Annotated in this window: 14 protein-coding genes; 8 read left to right on the top strand and 6 right to left on the bottom strand. The window is 70.7% G+C overall.

Going from position 1 to position 14,231, the window contains the following annotated elements; translation table 11 throughout:
- Nucleotides 1–67: 67 nt before the first annotated feature.
- From QSU92_RS06405 to QSU92_RS06380, 6 genes are read right to left on the bottom strand one after another with little or no spacing between them, the layout of a single operon-like run.
- A complete protein-coding gene (locus tag QSU92_RS06405) occupies nucleotides 68–976 on the bottom strand; it encodes a hypothetical protein (protein WP_289265342.1) in 909 nt (302 codons plus the stop codon).
- A gap of 38 nt (nucleotides 977–1,014) precedes the next feature.
- Entirely contained in the window at nucleotides 1,015–1,536 is a 522-nt protein-coding gene (locus tag QSU92_RS06400; RefSeq protein ID WP_289265341.1) for a ribonuclease H family protein, read from the bottom strand.
- Nucleotides 1,537–1,572: 36 nt separating this feature from the next.
- On the bottom strand, nucleotides 1,573–3,102 hold the full coding sequence (locus QSU92_RS06395) for a carboxylesterase/lipase family protein (RefSeq protein ID WP_289265340.1): 1,530 nt from the start codon (nucleotides 3,100–3,102) through the stop codon (nucleotides 1,573–1,575).
- Nucleotides 3,099–3,581 (bottom strand): GbsR/MarR family transcriptional regulator, encoded by a 483-nt coding sequence (locus tag QSU92_RS06390; protein WP_289265339.1) that lies wholly within the window; start codon nucleotides 3,579–3,581, stop codon nucleotides 3,099–3,101. The genes QSU92_RS06395 and QSU92_RS06390 overlap by 4 nt, the downstream gene beginning before the upstream one ends.
- Entirely contained in the window at nucleotides 3,574–5,181 is a 1,608-nt protein-coding gene (locus QSU92_RS06385; RefSeq protein WP_289265337.1) for an ABC transporter permease, read from the bottom strand. The genes QSU92_RS06390 and QSU92_RS06385 overlap by 8 nt, the downstream gene beginning before the upstream one ends.
- A complete protein-coding gene (locus tag QSU92_RS06380) occupies nucleotides 5,178–6,086 on the bottom strand; it encodes an ABC transporter ATP-binding protein (protein ID WP_289265336.1) in 909 nt (302 codons plus the stop codon). Before QSU92_RS06380 ends, QSU92_RS06385 begins: the two co-directional genes overlap by 4 nt.
- 147 nt (nucleotides 6,087–6,233) lie before the next feature.
- Between QSU92_RS06380 and QSU92_RS06375 the strand changes: the two genes are divergently transcribed.
- The 8 genes from QSU92_RS06375 (at nucleotide 6,234) to QSU92_RS06340 (ending at nucleotide 14,150) form a co-directional block, all read left to right on the top strand.
- Complete coding sequence (locus tag QSU92_RS06375; protein ID WP_289265335.1) at nucleotides 6,234–6,878, top strand: GntR family transcriptional regulator; 645 nt, start codon at nucleotides 6,234–6,236, stop codon at nucleotides 6,876–6,878.
- Nucleotides 6,875–8,401: an MmgE/PrpD family protein gene (locus QSU92_RS06370; RefSeq protein WP_289265334.1), complete on the top strand. Its 1,527-nt coding sequence runs from the start codon at nucleotides 6,875–6,877 to the stop codon at nucleotides 8,399–8,401. Before QSU92_RS06375 ends, QSU92_RS06370 begins: the two co-directional genes overlap by 4 nt.
- Nucleotides 8,402–8,525: 124 nt before the next feature.
- Nucleotides 8,526–9,425 (top strand): methylisocitrate lyase, encoded by a 900-nt coding sequence (prpB, locus tag QSU92_RS06365; RefSeq protein ID WP_289265333.1) that lies wholly within the window; start codon nucleotides 8,526–8,528, stop codon nucleotides 9,423–9,425.
- An 8-nt stretch (nucleotides 9,426–9,433) separates the two neighbouring features.
- Nucleotides 9,434–10,618, top strand: coding sequence for a bifunctional 2-methylcitrate synthase/citrate synthase (locus tag QSU92_RS06360; protein ID WP_289265332.1), 1,185 nt, complete (start codon nucleotides 9,434–9,436; stop codon nucleotides 10,616–10,618).
- A complete protein-coding gene (locus QSU92_RS06355) occupies nucleotides 10,615–11,073 on the top strand; it encodes a hotdog fold thioesterase (protein ID WP_289265331.1) in 459 nt (152 codons plus the stop codon). Before QSU92_RS06360 ends, QSU92_RS06355 begins: the two co-directional genes overlap by 4 nt.
- Nucleotides 11,070–12,242, top strand: a complete 1,173-nt coding sequence (locus QSU92_RS06350) for a thiolase family protein (RefSeq protein WP_289265330.1) — start codon at nucleotides 11,070–11,072, stop codon at nucleotides 12,240–12,242. Before QSU92_RS06355 ends, QSU92_RS06350 begins: the two co-directional genes overlap by 4 nt.
- A 131-nt stretch (nucleotides 12,243–12,373) precedes the next feature.
- Nucleotides 12,374–12,823, top strand: a complete 450-nt coding sequence (locus QSU92_RS06345) for an NUDIX domain-containing protein (RefSeq protein ID WP_289265329.1) — start codon at nucleotides 12,374–12,376, stop codon at nucleotides 12,821–12,823.
- 322 nt (nucleotides 12,824–13,145) lie between these two features.
- Nucleotides 13,146–14,150 (top strand): DUF2332 domain-containing protein, encoded by a 1,005-nt coding sequence (locus QSU92_RS06340; protein WP_289265328.1) that lies wholly within the window; start codon nucleotides 13,146–13,148, stop codon nucleotides 14,148–14,150.
- Nucleotides 14,151–14,231: the final 81 nt, after the last annotated feature.

Here is a 14,231-nt window from a genome sequence, read left to right as displayed (position 1 = left end):
CCGTTCCCCGGGGTGTCGGTCGCGTGACCCGCGGTTGCGTGCGGCGCGGGGGCGGCGTGACGACGGGCTACTGGGTGCCGGGCGCCGGCACGGCCGTGCGGATGGGTTCGGGCTCGGATGCCGACGCGGGATCGACTCCCGGACGCGCGACGACCTGCCCGTCGGCCTCGAGGGTGTACCCGACGTAGGCGACCTCGCCCGGCGAGGCGGCGTCGAACTGCGGCGCGGGGAAGACGAGGGTCTTCGGCAGCGGGGCGAACCCCCAGATCGCCGGATCGAGGCAGACCGTGACCGCCGAGGGGCTGCTCTCCACGATCATGCAGAACCGGTCGTCCTCGGTCGGCCCCGCCCCGACGAGGCGACCGTAGAGAGTGCCGTAGGGCCGGAACTGGTCGTACACCACGCGGGATGCGACGCCCTCCGCGCCCGGCAGGGTGAGGACCTCGTCCCGCTTCCCGTCGAAGTAGAGCTCGTAGGGGTTCCGATGAGGCGCGTCGTCGTCGCGTGCGAGGCGCTCCGCGGCGGCGTCGGCGGCCTCCTGTCGGACGGCTGCGAGGTCATCCCCCTCCGCCGACGGCGGCCCGATGGTCGACGCGGCGAAAGCGCTGCCCGCGACCACCAGCGCGGCTCCGCCGGTGACGAGCCACAGGGTCGACCGCCGGGTGGCGCGACGGGGGAGAGCGGATGCTGCTGTCGCAGCGTCGGCGCCGGGTTCGGCCCCGACCGGGTCGCCGCCTGCGCTGCCGGTCGCGCCTGCGCCGCCGGCCTCGACGGGCATGTCGGTGAACCGGCCATCGGCGCGACCGTCATCACCCGGCGGCGGCGTCGGCAGCGACCCGGCCGCCTCCAACGCGCGCAACCGGGCGAGCGCCGCGGGGTCGCTGTGGATGTCGGCATCGGGTCCGTACGCCCGCCGCTGGAGCGCGCGCAGCTCGGCGCGTTCCTCAGAGCGCAGGCGGTCGGGCTCCTCTGCCACGGTTCCAGGCTAGAACCGCCGCGCCGCATCGGGGCCGGTCAGCGTCCGTTCTTCGGCGCCGTCGCGACATCCAGCTTCGGGTGCGAGCCCAGGGACGACCAGGCGCTCTCCTTGCCCTCGGCGGCGTGCTCGGCGGCGCGCACCGCGCGCTCATCGGCCCACGCGTTGAGCACGTGGCCGGAGTGGCCGCGCACGTGCTGAAGCACGACATCGGGGAGGCCTGCCGCTCGGCGCGCGTCACGCGCGGCGATCAGCTGCTCGAGGAGGTCGCGATTCTTCGTCGGCGAGCCGGTCGAGGTCTTCCAGCCGCGGCGGCGGTGGCCGTCCATCCACTTCGTGTACGTGTCGATGGCGTACATCGAGTCGGCCTGCACGATGAGGTCGGCGACCTCGCGGTGATCCTCGATCGCGCGGAGGAGGCCGGTCAGTTCGCCGATGTTGTTCGTGCCGAGCGCGATCGACCCGGCGGCCCAGTGGCCGTCCTCGCCGACCCACGCCCAGCCGGTCGGGCCGGGGTTGCCCTTGCAGGCGCCGTCGGTGGCAACGGTGTAGCTGGTCACCCCGATACGCTACCCGGGCTCACGCGTGCGCCCCACTCAGGGGAAGGCCAGAACGGTGTCGCCCCAGCTCTCCCGCAGCTTCTGATCGAGGTCGGGCACGACCCGGTCGACGGTCTCGATGACGAGTGTCGCCCGCTCGGCGGTGTCGTAGGGCTGCCAGGCCTCGGCGTCCGTAGCATCCGGACTCCCGCCTGCGGCGAACGCCACCCAGCGCTCGCGCACGCGCTCGCCGATCCGCTCGGCGTCGTGCCGTCCGCCGAGGCGGAAGGTGATGTCGGGGGAGTTCACGCCGAAGGTACCCCAGACGTACGCCAGCTCCGACCCGTGGGTCGCCCCGATGCGCAGCAGCTTGAGCATCGGGGTGGCGTGGTCGAAGCGGTACAGCCAGGTCGGTGCGCGACGGCTGTGGCCCTCGGCGACCCAGAGCGTCGGCATGCGGAAGCCGATGTCGCGCGCGATGCCCATGCCGATGGCATGGTGGCGCACGCCCTCGTAGGCGGCGTGCACCTCGGCGCGCGACGGCACCTCGAGCTCGGGTCGCTCGCGGGACAGATCGGCGATCATGCGGTCGATCGACGCGTCGTCCACGGGAAGCAGCGGCGACTTCATCATGCGGAACAACGACGCCTCGTCGCGGTTCGTGCCGATGAGCAGCGGAACCGGATGTCCGTCGCCGCGGGCGAGCACCGCGGCGGGCGCTTCGGGCACGAGATCGCCGTCGATGACGGGGGCGAACGCGATCGTGCCGGGCTCAGCCGCCGGGATCGCCGCGAACACCGCCATCTGCGCGGCGACGATCGCCTCCGGGGCGGCCGCTCGGAGTCCCGTGACGTCGGAGACGCCCAGCTCGCTGAGCATGCGGTCGGCGATCCCCGCGGCGCGGTCGGCGTCGTAGACGCTCGACGCCGGCGACGATTCCGCGATCGCCCGCCAGAAGAGGCCTTCGGCTGCCGGGGTGGTGAGCAGGGTCGTGACGAGCCCCCCGCCGGCCGACTCGCCGAAGACCGTCACACGGTCGGGGTCACCACCGAACGCGGCGATGTTCTGCTTCACCCACCGGAGTGCCAGCAGGATGTCGCCGAGCGCCGGGTTCGCAGTGAACCCTTCGCCCGGGAACACGCGCGTGAGGTCGAGGAATCCCAGGGCGCCGATACGGTAGTTGACGGTCACGACGACGGCACCGGCACGCGCGAGCGCGGCGCCGTCGTACATCGCCTGGCTGCTCGCCCCGAAGATGTAGGCGCCGCCGTGGAGCCACACCATCACCGGCGCGGGGCCGTCGCCCGCGGCATCCCGACTCCAGATGTTCAGCGTCAGGCAGTCCTCGTCGGTGGGGGTGTCGGCGGGGAGCTTGACCGCGGGGGTATGCCCCTGAGGAGCCGCGGGTCCGAACGCGCGCGCGTCGACGGGGCCGGGCGATGGTGGGGCGGGTTCGGAGGGTCGCCACCGGCCGTCGCCGGCGGTCGAGAGGGCGTAGCGGATGCCGCGCCAGCGGCGCGCCCCGCCGGCGAGGCCGTCACCGTGGAAGACGCCCGCGGGCGCGGTCGCAGTGGCGGTGTCTGTCATCGGCTCGCGCTCCTGTCGTTCGCTTCCTGCCATTCCACGACGAGTTCCGGCATCCGCTTCTCGAGGTAGCGGAGGAACCCGGCGATCTCCCGCGCGCGGTCGACGGAGGCCGGCGCGTCGCCGTTGTCGTCGGCGATGGCGTCGATGTCGTCGGCGAGGCGCCCGTACATGGGCGTCTGGGAGATGACCATCGACCGCCAGCCGTCGTCGATGAGGTCGAATCGGGCGATCCGTTCGCCGGGCCGCGAGAGGCGGTGCACCATCCGCATCGACTCGAGGTAGCGGACCGCGCCGGAGACCGCAGCGGGGGAGACGCCCAGGCGCGCGGCCAGATCCGCAGCGGAGTACCCCTCGTCGGGTGAGCCGACGAGCGCCATCATCACCCGCGCCGGCATGCGGGGCATGCCGGCGGCGGCGAGCATCGCGGCGGCCCGCTCCGCACGCTCGACGCCGGGGTGGCGTCCGTCCGGTTCAGCCACCCGTGGCCACCTCTCTGCGTCGCATGAGCATCACGGACGACGCTACCCCGGCAACAGTGAGCACGACGAGCCAGGCGCTTCCGTTCCAGGCGACCCCGTCCGCGTTCGGCACGGGTGCCGCCGCGAAAGGCGACAGCGAGACGACGTCCTCGTCGAGGCCCAGCAGCGTGCCGAACAGCGCGAGCGATGCCGCCGCGATCACCAGCACCCACCCCAGCGTCGTGGTCGCGCGCGGGAGGAGGGTGAAGATCACGGCGGTCAGGACGGGGAACACCGCCGCGGCGAGGATCTGCCCGATGCCGGCGACCACGACGTCACCGAGGATGGCGGTGTCGCCGCCGCGCGCGAAGAGGGCCAGTGCCGCGGCCGCCACCGCCGCCGCGACGATGACGACGACGCCCACGAGGGCAGTCGTGAGGAAGGCGCCGAGCCACTCCGCCCGCGCGACCGGGGTCGCCAGCGTCTGCTCGGCCGTGCCGTGGGTCTCCTCCTGACGAGCCCGCTGCACCGTCTGCACTCCGAAGCACGCCGCCAAGGTGCCCACCATCACGAAGAAGGTGATGACGAGTCCCTGATCCATCGACCCCTGTGCGGCGAGTCGGTCGAGCATCTCGGTGACGGCAGGGTTCTGTGTGGCGATCTCGTCGATGACGTCGCCGAGCGACGTGGAGAGGGCGCCCACGACGGCAGCGCCCACCACCCAGGCGAGCAGGGATCCGGCGCTCAGGCGGACGGAGAGCCCGAAGGGGTGGGAGAGGAGAGCGGATGCCGCGGCGCGGCCCGGGCGCGGAGCGATCACACCCGCGCCCAGATCGCGGGTGGCCTGGAGGGCGGCGGCGACGATGAGCAGCACCGCGCTCACACCGACCGCGAGGAGGATCGGCGCCGGATCGTCGTCAGCGAAGGGTCGCACATTCTCGGCCCAGGCGAAGGGTGACAGCCAGGCGAGCCCGGAGCTCTCCATCCGGGTGAGGTCGTCCGACGGCGTGCCGAGCGCGTTGCCGATCCCCGCGACGAGGAAGGTGACGAGGATCACCCCGACCGAGAAGGAGTTGGCGGCGCGAGAGCTTCGGAACAGCTGCGCCGCGACGAGACCGATCCCGAGGAACACGGCCGTCGAGGCCGCGATGGCAGCCCCGATTGCGATGCTGCCGCCCGCCTCGAGACCCGCCACGATGAAAGCGACTGCGGCGGCGACGCCCAGGAGCACGCTGGCGATGACCCCGTGGACGACGGTCGCGACGAAGGGCGCGCGCCGACCGGCCGGGGTCGCGGACACCGCGTCGGCGCGGCCCGACTCCTCCTCGGCGCGCACGTGGCGTACCGCGAGGAAGCTCGCCATCAGCGCGCCGAGGAGCACGAGGAACGGGAGGATCGTGAACACGAGGAATGCACCTTCGCTCGCCCCGGACGGCAGTCCGCGGAAGAGAAGGATGGCGGGATTCGCCAACGCGACGGCGAGGAGCGTTTGCCGTTCGGATTCGATGGCAAACGCTTCGCTGACGCCCGCCGTGGCCGAGAAGCACAGGGCGGCGGTCGCGACGATCCACACCAGCAGCTGCGCGCCGTCGCGTCGCAGCCGTTGGCGAAGGAGTATCACGACGTCCCCACGGATTGGTCACCGTAGTGACGCAGGAACAGCTCCTCCAGGCTCGGCGGCTCGATGCGCAGACCCTCGACGCCCAGTCGGGCCAGGTCGGGAAGCGCAGCGGTCACCCGATCGCTGTCGAGGGAGAGGCGGATGCGTCCACCCGCCACCTCGACGTCGTGCGCGCCCGCGATCGCGGGGACGGATCCGTCACCGGCGGTGAACGAGACGGAGGTGCGGGTGAGATGGCGAAGCTCGGCGAGGGTGCCGGACTCGACGACACGTCCGGCGCGGATGATCGAGACGTGGTCGCAGACCTGCTCCACCTCGGGGAGGATGTGGCTGGAGAGCAGCACCGTCGCCCCGGCGTCTCGGGCCCGTTGAAGCTCCTCTCGGAAGACCAGTTCCATCAGTGGGTCGAGGCCGCTGGTCGGCTCGTCGAAGATGTACAGATCCGCAGGCACGGCGAAGGCGGCGATGAGCGCGATCTTCTGCCGGTTGCCCTTCGAGTAGGTGCGACCCTTCCTGCGCGGATCGAACTGGAATGCCTCGCACAGCCGCTCGCGTTCCGTGCGATAGCGGGCGTCGCGGCGGCCCGCGCCGCGCAGGTGGGAGAGGAAGTCGATGGCCTCTCCGCCCGTGAGGTTGGGCCACACGCTGACATCGCCGGGAACATAGGCGATGCGACGGTGAAGGCGAACCGCGTCGCGCCACGGATCACCGTCGAGCACGTGCGCGTCTCCGGTCGTGGCGCGTGCGAGCCCGAGGAGGATGCGGATGGTGGTGGACTTCCCTGCCCCGTTCGGTCCGAGGAATCCATGGACCTGACCGGCGGACACCGTGAGATCGAGTCCCTCGAGCGCTGAGACGCGTCCGTAGCGCTTGACGAGTCCTCGGGTGCGGATGATCTCTGTCATGTCGCTGAAGCTACACATAATTCACAAATTTGTGAAGAGGATTTTGCGGTTACAGGCTTGTATACCGAAGGGGGATCATGTCGCTCGCCAGGAGAGGAAAGCGTCTATTATGTATACAATGGCCGTGAAGACGAGGAGGTGACGGCGATGCGGGCAGGCGATCGGGCATACGCGACCCTGCTCGACGAGATCCAGCGGGGTGTTCTCGCGCCAGGTGCCGTCCTCGGCGAGGTCGAGCAATCCACGCGCCTCGGCGTCAGTCGCACGCCCCTGCGCGAGGCGCTCGCGCGCTTGGTGGCCGACGGGCTCGTCGTGCAGCAGTCTCCGCGCGTGACGGTGGTCGCACCCATCGACTCCGATGACATCCGCGCGCTGTTCGAGGTGCGCCGTGCCCTCGAGGAGGCCGCGGCCCGTGCCGCCGCCCGCAGTCAGCTCCGTCGCGGGTTCGCCGAGCTGGCGGAGAGCTTCGCCGAGGTGGACGTCAGCAGCGCAGCGGCGCGCGAGGAGTACTACGCCCTCATTGCACGGTTCGATGCCGCTCTCGACGCCGCGCACGGCAATGACTACCTCGCCGCCGCCCTCCGCACCATTCGCACGCACCTGGTGCGGGTGCGTAGGCTCGCACGAGAGCACACCGGCCGCTTGGCGGCATCCGTCTCCGAACACCGCCTGATCGCGCAGGCCATCGCTGACGGCGACGCCGACCTCGCCGCGCACGCCACGCACGTCCACCTCCACCACGCGCTCTCGCACGTGATCGCATCCCCCCGCACCCAGCAAGGAGCAGCATGACCGTCACGCACCACCTGCGCGTCCACCGCAGCGATGAGCACCTCGCGCGCGAGGGACAGCTCGCCTGGCACATCGCCGAGGTGGCCGCCGACCCCGTCGACGTCGACGCCGACACGACCGACATGGTCATCAACCGCATCATCGACAACGCCGCTGTCGCGGCGGCATCCCTCACTCGGGCGCCGGTCAGCGCCGCGCGGCAGCAGGCGCTCGACCACGCCGTGTCGGTCGGCGGCGAGGGCGCGACGATCTTCGGGTGCGCGCTCGAGCGCCGCACGAGCCCCGAATGGGCGGCATGGGCGAACGGAGTCGCCGTGCGCGAACTCGACTACCACGACACGTTCCTCGCCGCCGACTATTCGCACCCGGGCGACAACATCCCGCCGATCCTCGCCGTCGCCCAGCACGTGGGGGCGGATGGACGGGCGCTGCTGCGCGGTATCGCCACGGGCTACGAGATCCAGATCGATCTCGTCCGGGCGATCTGCCTGCACAAGCACAAGATCGACCACGTCGCCCACCTCGGCCCGTCGGCGGCCGCGGGGATCGGTACGCTTCTGAACCTCCCCGTCGAGACGATCTACCAGGCCGTCGGCCAGGCTCTGCACATCACGACGGCCACTCGGCAGTCGCGGAAGGGCGAGATCTCGACGTGGAAGGCTCACGCGCCGGCGTTCGCCGGGAAGATGGCCGTCGAAGCGGTCGACCGTGCGATGCGCGGCGAGACGTCGCCTTCGCCGATCTACGAGGGCGAGGACGGTGTGGTCGCGTGGATGCTCGACGGCCCTGAGGCGTCGTACGACGTGCCGCTTCCGGCCGCGGGGGAGCCGAAGCGGGCGATCCTGGATTCGTACACGAAGGAGCATTCGGCCGAGTACCAGGCGCAGGCCTGGATCGATCTGGCGCGGAAGCTTCACGGGGAGCACCCGGTTCTCGTGGATCCGGCGCAGGTGGAGTCGATCGTGCTCCACACCTCTCACCACACGCACTACGTGATCGGGTCGGGTGCGAACGACCCGCAGAAGTACGACCCCACCGCGTCGCGCGAGACCCTCGATCACTCCATCCCGTACATCTTCGCCGTCGCGCTGCAGGACGGCGGGTGGCACCACGTCGACTCGTACACGCGCGAGCGGGCGGGGCGCGCCGACACGGTCGAGCTGTGGCGGAAGATCACCACGGCCGAGGACGCCGAGTGGACCCGCCGGTACCACTCCGACGACCCGAACGAGAAGGCGTTCGGCGGGCGCGTGGTGATCTCGTTGACCGACGGCACGGTGATCGAGGACGAGATCGCCGTCGCCGACGCGCATCCGCTCGGGGCGCGCCCCTTCGTGCGCGAGGACTACGTGCGGAAGTTCCGGCTTCTCGCCGAGCCGGTCCTCGCGCCGGAGGAGGTCGAGCGCTTCCTCTCTCTCGCGGAGCGTCTGCCCGAGCTCACCGCCGACGAGGTGCGGCAGCTGTCGATCGTCGCGAAGCCCGGAGTTCTGGCCACCGCGCCGGCGCCGAAGGGTCTGTTCTGATGCGTGTGTCGCGCGTGCCGGCGTTCGTAACGGCGGGTCGCGGGGCCGACACGCCGCGGACGGAGGCCGCGGCGCGGCGTGTGGGCGAGGATCCCCGCCGGAGCGCACGGGGGGTCGGCCGCTGATGCTGTACTCGACCGTTCCCGCGCATGAGAAGCGCCGGGTGTTCCGTGAGCGGCTGGCCTCGGGTGAGCTGCTGCGGTTCCCCGGCGCCTTCAACCCGCTATCGGCACGCCTCATCGAGCGGAAGGGCTTCGAGGGCGTCTACATCTCCGGGGCAGTGCTCTCGGCCGACCTCGGGCTTCCCGACATCGGGCTCACGACTCTCCCCGAGGTGGCCGGTCGCGGCCAGCAGATTGCGCGCATGACCGACCTGCCGACACTCATCGACGCCGACACCGGGTTCGGTGAGCCGATGAACGTCGCCCGCACCATCCAGACCCTCGAGGACGCCGGAATCGCCGGCACGCACATCGAAGATCAGGTCAACCCCAAGCGGTGCGGCCACCTCGACGGCAAGTCGGTCGTCGACGAGGACACGGCGATCAAGCGGATCCGCGCAGCGGTGGACGCGCGGCGCGACCCCGACTTCCTGATCATGGCGCGCACCGACATCCGTGCCGTCGACGGTCTCGATGCCGCCGTCGATCGCGCCCGCGCCCTGGTCGACGCCGGAGCCGACGCGATCTTCCCCGAGGCGATGCGCGACCTGTCGGAGTTCGAGGCGGTGCGGCGGGCCATCGACGTGCCGATCCTGGCGAACATGACCGAGTTCGGCAAGAGCGACCTCTTCTCGGTGTCGCAGCTGCGGGACGTCGGTGTGAACATCGTCATCTGGCCGGTGTCGCTGCTGCGGATCGCGATGGGGTCGGCGTCGCGCGCCCTCGATACGCTCGTGGACGAGGGCCACCTCACCTCGAAGCTCGGCGAGATGCAGCACCGCGCCGACCTGTACGACCTCATCGACTACGAGCAGTACGCCCACTTCGATCAGGACGTCTTCACCTTCCAGATCGACCGATAGGAGATCGCGTGACCGACATCAAGAAGGGCCTCGCCGGCGTCGTCGTGGACTACACGGCGGTCTCGAAGGTCAACCCAGACACGAACTCGCTGCTGTACCGGGGCTACCCCGTGCAGGAGCTCGCCGCGACCCAGCCGTTCGAGGCGGTGGCGCTGCTGCTGTGGAACGGCGAACTGCCGACCGACCTGGAGCTGGCGAAGCTGCGCGCGACCGAGCGCTCCTACCGCGCGCTTCCCGCCGACGTGCGGGCCGCGATCGACCTCGTGCCGCTCGACGCCCACCCGATGGACGAGGTGCGCACCGCCCTCAGCCTCGTCGGTGCCCGAGATCTCGCCGGGACCGGCTCGGTCCTCGACGCGAGCGGCAGCGCCGAGGAGAACCTCGCCCGCAGCATCCGTCTCTTCTCCGTCCTGCCGGCCATCGTCGCCTACGGTCAGCGGCGCCGGCGGGGTCAGCAGCCCGTCGCGCCGCGGGATGACCTCGACTACGCGGCGAACTTCCTCTGGATGACCTTCGGCGAGGAAGCCGACCCGGTCGTGGTCGACGCGTTCAACCGGTCGATGATCCTCTACGCCGAGCACTCCTTCAACGCCTCGACCTTCACCGCCCGGGTCATCGCCTCGACGCTCAGCGACCTGTACTCGGCCGTCGTCGGCGCCGTCGGCGCCCTGAAGGGACCCCTCCACGGCGGGGCGAACGAGGCCGTGCTGCACATCTTCGACGAGATCGGCGAGGCCGAGAACGTCGCGCCGTGGCTGGACGCCGCGCTCGCCGAGAAGCGCAAGATCATGGGCTTCGGGCACCGCGTCTACAAGCGCGGCGACTCGCGGGTGCCGACGATGAAGGCGGCGCTCGACACCCTCGTCGCGCACTACGACCGCCCCGACGTGCTCGAGCTCTACGAGACGCTCGAGTCGGAGTTCGTCTCACGCAAGGGGATCTACCCGAACCTCGACTACCCGTCGGGACCTGCTTACAACCTCATGGGCTTCGACACCCTCACCTTCACGCCGCTGTTCGTCGCGGCGCGGATCGTCGGGTGGACGGCTCACGTCATCGAGCAGCTCGGCGCCAACGCACTCATCCGGCCGCTGTCCGAGTACAACGGCCCTGACGAGCGGCACGTCGAGGGCTACGTGCCCGACGAGGCCGTTCTGGCCGCCGCCGACCGTCCGGAGGAGTCGGCCGGGTGAGCGTCTGGTTCGGCGATGTGGCCGCGGTCGACCTCGAGGCGATGGCCGCGGGCACGATGATCGAGAACCTCGGCATCGAGATCGTCGAAATGCGCGATGACGCGCTGGTCGGGCGCATGCCGGTGGACCACCGCACGGTGCAGCCGGCGGGCGTGCTGCACGGCGGAGCGTCGGTGGCCGTCGCCGAGACGCTGGCGTCGTGGGCCGGGTACCTCGCCGTCGACCGCGAGAAGTTCCACGTGGTGGGCCAGGAGATCAACGCCAATCTGCGTCCGGTGCCGTCGGGGTGGGTGACCGCCACCGCGTCGCCGGTGCACCTCGGGCGCCGCGCGCAGGTGTGGGAGATCCGGATCGTGGACGACGCCGACCGGCTCGTGTGCATCTCCCGATGCACTCTCGCGGTGATCGAGCAGCGGAGCTCGTATGCGACCCCCGATCGGAGGCTGGCTCTGTGACCTCCGCGGTGATCGTCGATGCGGTGCGCACCATCGCCGGGCGCGGGAAGCCGGGAGGTGCGCTCTCCGGAGTGCATCCGGTGGATCTGGCCGCCGGCATGCTGGGGGGCCTCCTCGATCGGAACGGGCTGGAGTCGGCGCAGGTCGACGACGTGATCCTCGGATGCGTGAGCCAGATCGGCGACCAGGCGATGAACGTCGCCCGTCAGGCGGTGCTCGCGGCGGGATTCGACGAGTCGGTGCCGGCGACGACGATCGACCGGCAGTGCGGGTCGAGCCAGCAGGCGGCCCACTTCGCCGCGCAGGGTGTGATCGCCGGGGCGTACGACATCGTCATCGCCGGCGGAGTGGAGTCGATGAGCCGGGTGCCGCTCGGGTCGTCGCGGCGGGGCGGATCCGTGGCATCCGGTCTGCGAGCCCGGTATCCCGAGGGGCTCGTGAACCAGGGAGTGTCGGCGGAACTGATCGCGCAGAAGTGGGGGCTGTCGCGCGAGGAGCTGGATGGGTTCGCCGCGGAATCGCACCGCCGTGCGGCGGAGGCGTGGGCGGACGAGCGGTTCGCATCGCAGGTGATCCCGGTCGAGGGCGTCGAGACGGTGACGGATGAGACGGTGCGCGCGGGGACGACACCCGAGACGCTCGCGGGGCTCGCGCCGGCTTTCCGCACCGATGAGGCGGCGGAGCGCTTCCCGGAGCTGTCCTGGCACATCACCGCGGGCAACTCGTCGCCGCTGACCGATGCCGCGTCGGCGGTGCTGATCATGAGCGAGGAGCGGGCGCTCGCGCTCGGGCTTACCCCGCGTGCGCGGTTCCACTCGTTCGCGGTGGTCGGGGATGACCCGCTGATGATGCTGACCGGTCCGATTCCGGCGACGCGGCGGATCCTCGAGCGCTCGGGGCTGTCGATCGGTGACATGGACGCGTACGAGGTGAACGAGGCGTTCGCGTCGGTGCCGCTGGCGTGGCTGGCCGAGATCGGCGCCGACCCGGCGAAACTGAACCCGCGGGGCGGAGCGATCGCTCTCGGGCACGCGGTCGGAGCGTCGGGCACCCGGCTCCTGGGAACGATGCTGGCGTATCTCGAGGCGACCGGCGGTCGCTACGGGCTGCAGACCATGTGCGAGGGCGGCGGCATGGCCAACGCGACGATCATCGAGCGGCTCGGCTGAGCCGCGCTACGGAGCCTGGCCGGTCGTTGAGCGAGGAGCGCAGCGACGAGACGAAACGAAGGGGAATCGGCTTCGTCTCGCTTCGCTCGCTCGACGACCGAATCGGGCACGGCACCTGCGAGCATGGTCTCGTGCCGGCATCCGAGTACATCCGATCCCTCCGTTCGCGGATCGGTCACGATCTGCTCCTTCTGCCGGGCGTCACCGCCGTCATCCGAGAGGGTGACCGGATGCTGCTCGCCCGGCACGCGCACTCCGGAGCCTGGAGTCTCGTCGGCGGAGCCGTCGAGCCTGGCGAGGAACCCGCCGATGCGGTTGCGCGGGAGGTCCGTGAGGAGCTCGGCGCGGAGATCGACATCGCCGGCATCATCGGCGTGTACGGGGGAGAGCCGCTCGTGGTCACCTACCCGAACGGCGACCGCGTGGGCTATGTGACGACCGCCTACGAGTGCGTGCTCCGGACACCGCCGACGCCCGACGGCGTCGAGCTGACAGAGATCGGATGGTTCGAGCGCAGCGATATCGCTTCTCTCGAGCGTCGCGAGTGGATCGACCGGGTGATCGCCGACGTCAGGGATTGAGGTGGTCGATCTCGGCGATCTGGTCGAGGCGTTCGAGGAGCAACACGCTCGAGCTCTCGACCGCGCCGACGGCGTGCGCAGTGACGAGCATCGCGATCAGCGACATCGCGAGGATCGCCGGCAGCGCGTAACGGAGACGGATCGTCAGGAGTCGCTCGGCGCGAGGTGGCGTCGTGAGCCGCCCCCTACTTTCGCCTCCCTGCGGATATCCACGCTTGTGCGGATCGCTCAGGGTGAATCCATCCGTGCGAAGGCCGAAACTCCTCGCGAACGTGGGACAGGATGACGGAAGGCGGCCCACCGAGCTTGGTAGCGTTCCGGCATGCACGCCCCCGCGCCCCACCTCGACCGCATCGCCGCCGGTTACCGACGATTCGCCGACCTCGAAGCCCGAGGCACATCGGCCATATACGAGGAATGGGCGCGCGCGATCGCGGATGACCCTGAAATCCTCGCGCTCCTCGCCGAGCTGCCGCGGCGCAAGCAGCAGCCGCATCTGATCTTCGCGTGCGCGCGTCTGCTCGGCGCGCCGATCGGTTCGTTTCCGCCGCTTCGAGACTGGATGCTCACCAACTGGCCGAGGCTCCGCAGGGAGGCTCTCGCGCGAGCGACGCAGACGAATGAGGCGGGACGTTGCGCGGTGCTCCTTCCCGTGCTCTCGCGGCTGTCTGGTCCCCTTGCCCTCATCGAGGCCGGCGCCTCAGCGGGGCTCACCCTCTACCCCGATCGGTACAGCTACCGCTACGACACCGGCGCCGGGATCCGCGAGCTTCATCCTGCCGATGGGCCGAGCAACGCCATCCTGGAATGCGCGATCGACGCGGCGAGCGTTCCCGAGAAGCTGCCGAGGGTCGCCTGGCGGGCGGGCATCGACCTCAATCCGCTCGACATCAGCGATCCCTCCGCCCTCGAGTGGCTCGAGTCGCTCATCTGGCCCGAGCACGACCACCGTCGCCGGCGCCTGGACGCCGCAGCGGCGATCGCCGCGGCCGATCCGCCGCTCCTCGAGCAGGGTGACATCCTCGAGCTCGTTCCCGATCTCGCCGCGCGAGCGCCGCGCGGCGCGCGCGTGGTCGTCTATCACAGCTCGGTCGTGATGTACCTCGATCCCGAGGGTCGGGCCGCCTTCGCCGACCTCATGCGCAGCCTGGACCACGTCACCTGGGTGAGCAACGAAGGGTCGGACGTCTTCCCCGAGATCACTGCGAAGGCGGGATTGGATGCCGGTGGGCGCAACATCCTCGCGGTGAACGGCGAACCCCTCGCGCTCGTCGGCACGCACGGGCAGAGCTACGAGGCGATCCCCGGCGCAGCGCTCCGGGTCTGAACTCTTCCTTCCTGCGGGGATTCGCGCTCACGCGGATCATCCAGTCGAATCCATCCGCGGAAGGCGGAGAATCCGCGCGAG

This window comes from Microbacterium sp. ET2, from assembly GCF_030347395.1.
GTDB lineage: Bacteria > Actinomycetota > Actinomycetes > Actinomycetales > Microbacteriaceae > Microbacterium > Microbacterium albipurpureum.
This window is presented reverse-complemented; position numbering and strand designations above follow the sequence as displayed.

What these genes read in the sequence shown, in the direction of transcription:
- QSU92_RS06375 (WP_289265335.1), top strand. Translation starts at nt 6,234, where the DNA reads ATGCGGGCAGGCGATCGGGCATACGCGACCCTGCTCGACGAGATCCAG.
- prpB (WP_289265333.1), top strand. Translation starts at nt 8,526, where the DNA reads ATGCTGTACTCGACCGTTCCCGCGCATGAGAAGCGCCGGGTGTTCCGT.
- QSU92_RS06370 (WP_289265334.1), top strand. Translation starts at nt 6,875, where the DNA reads ATGACCGTCACGCACCACCTGCGCGTCCACCGCAGCGATGAGCACCTC.
- QSU92_RS06380 (WP_289265336.1), bottom strand. Translation starts at nt 6,086, where the DNA reads ATGACAGAGATCATCCGCACCCGAGGACTCGTCAAGCGCTACGGACGC.
- QSU92_RS06340 (WP_289265328.1), top strand. Translation starts at nt 13,146, where the DNA reads ATGCACGCCCCCGCGCCCCACCTCGACCGCATCGCCGCCGGTTACCGA.
- QSU92_RS06395 (WP_289265340.1), bottom strand. Translation starts at nt 3,102, where the DNA reads ATGACAGACACCGCCACTGCGACCGCGCCCGCGGGCGTCTTCCACGGT.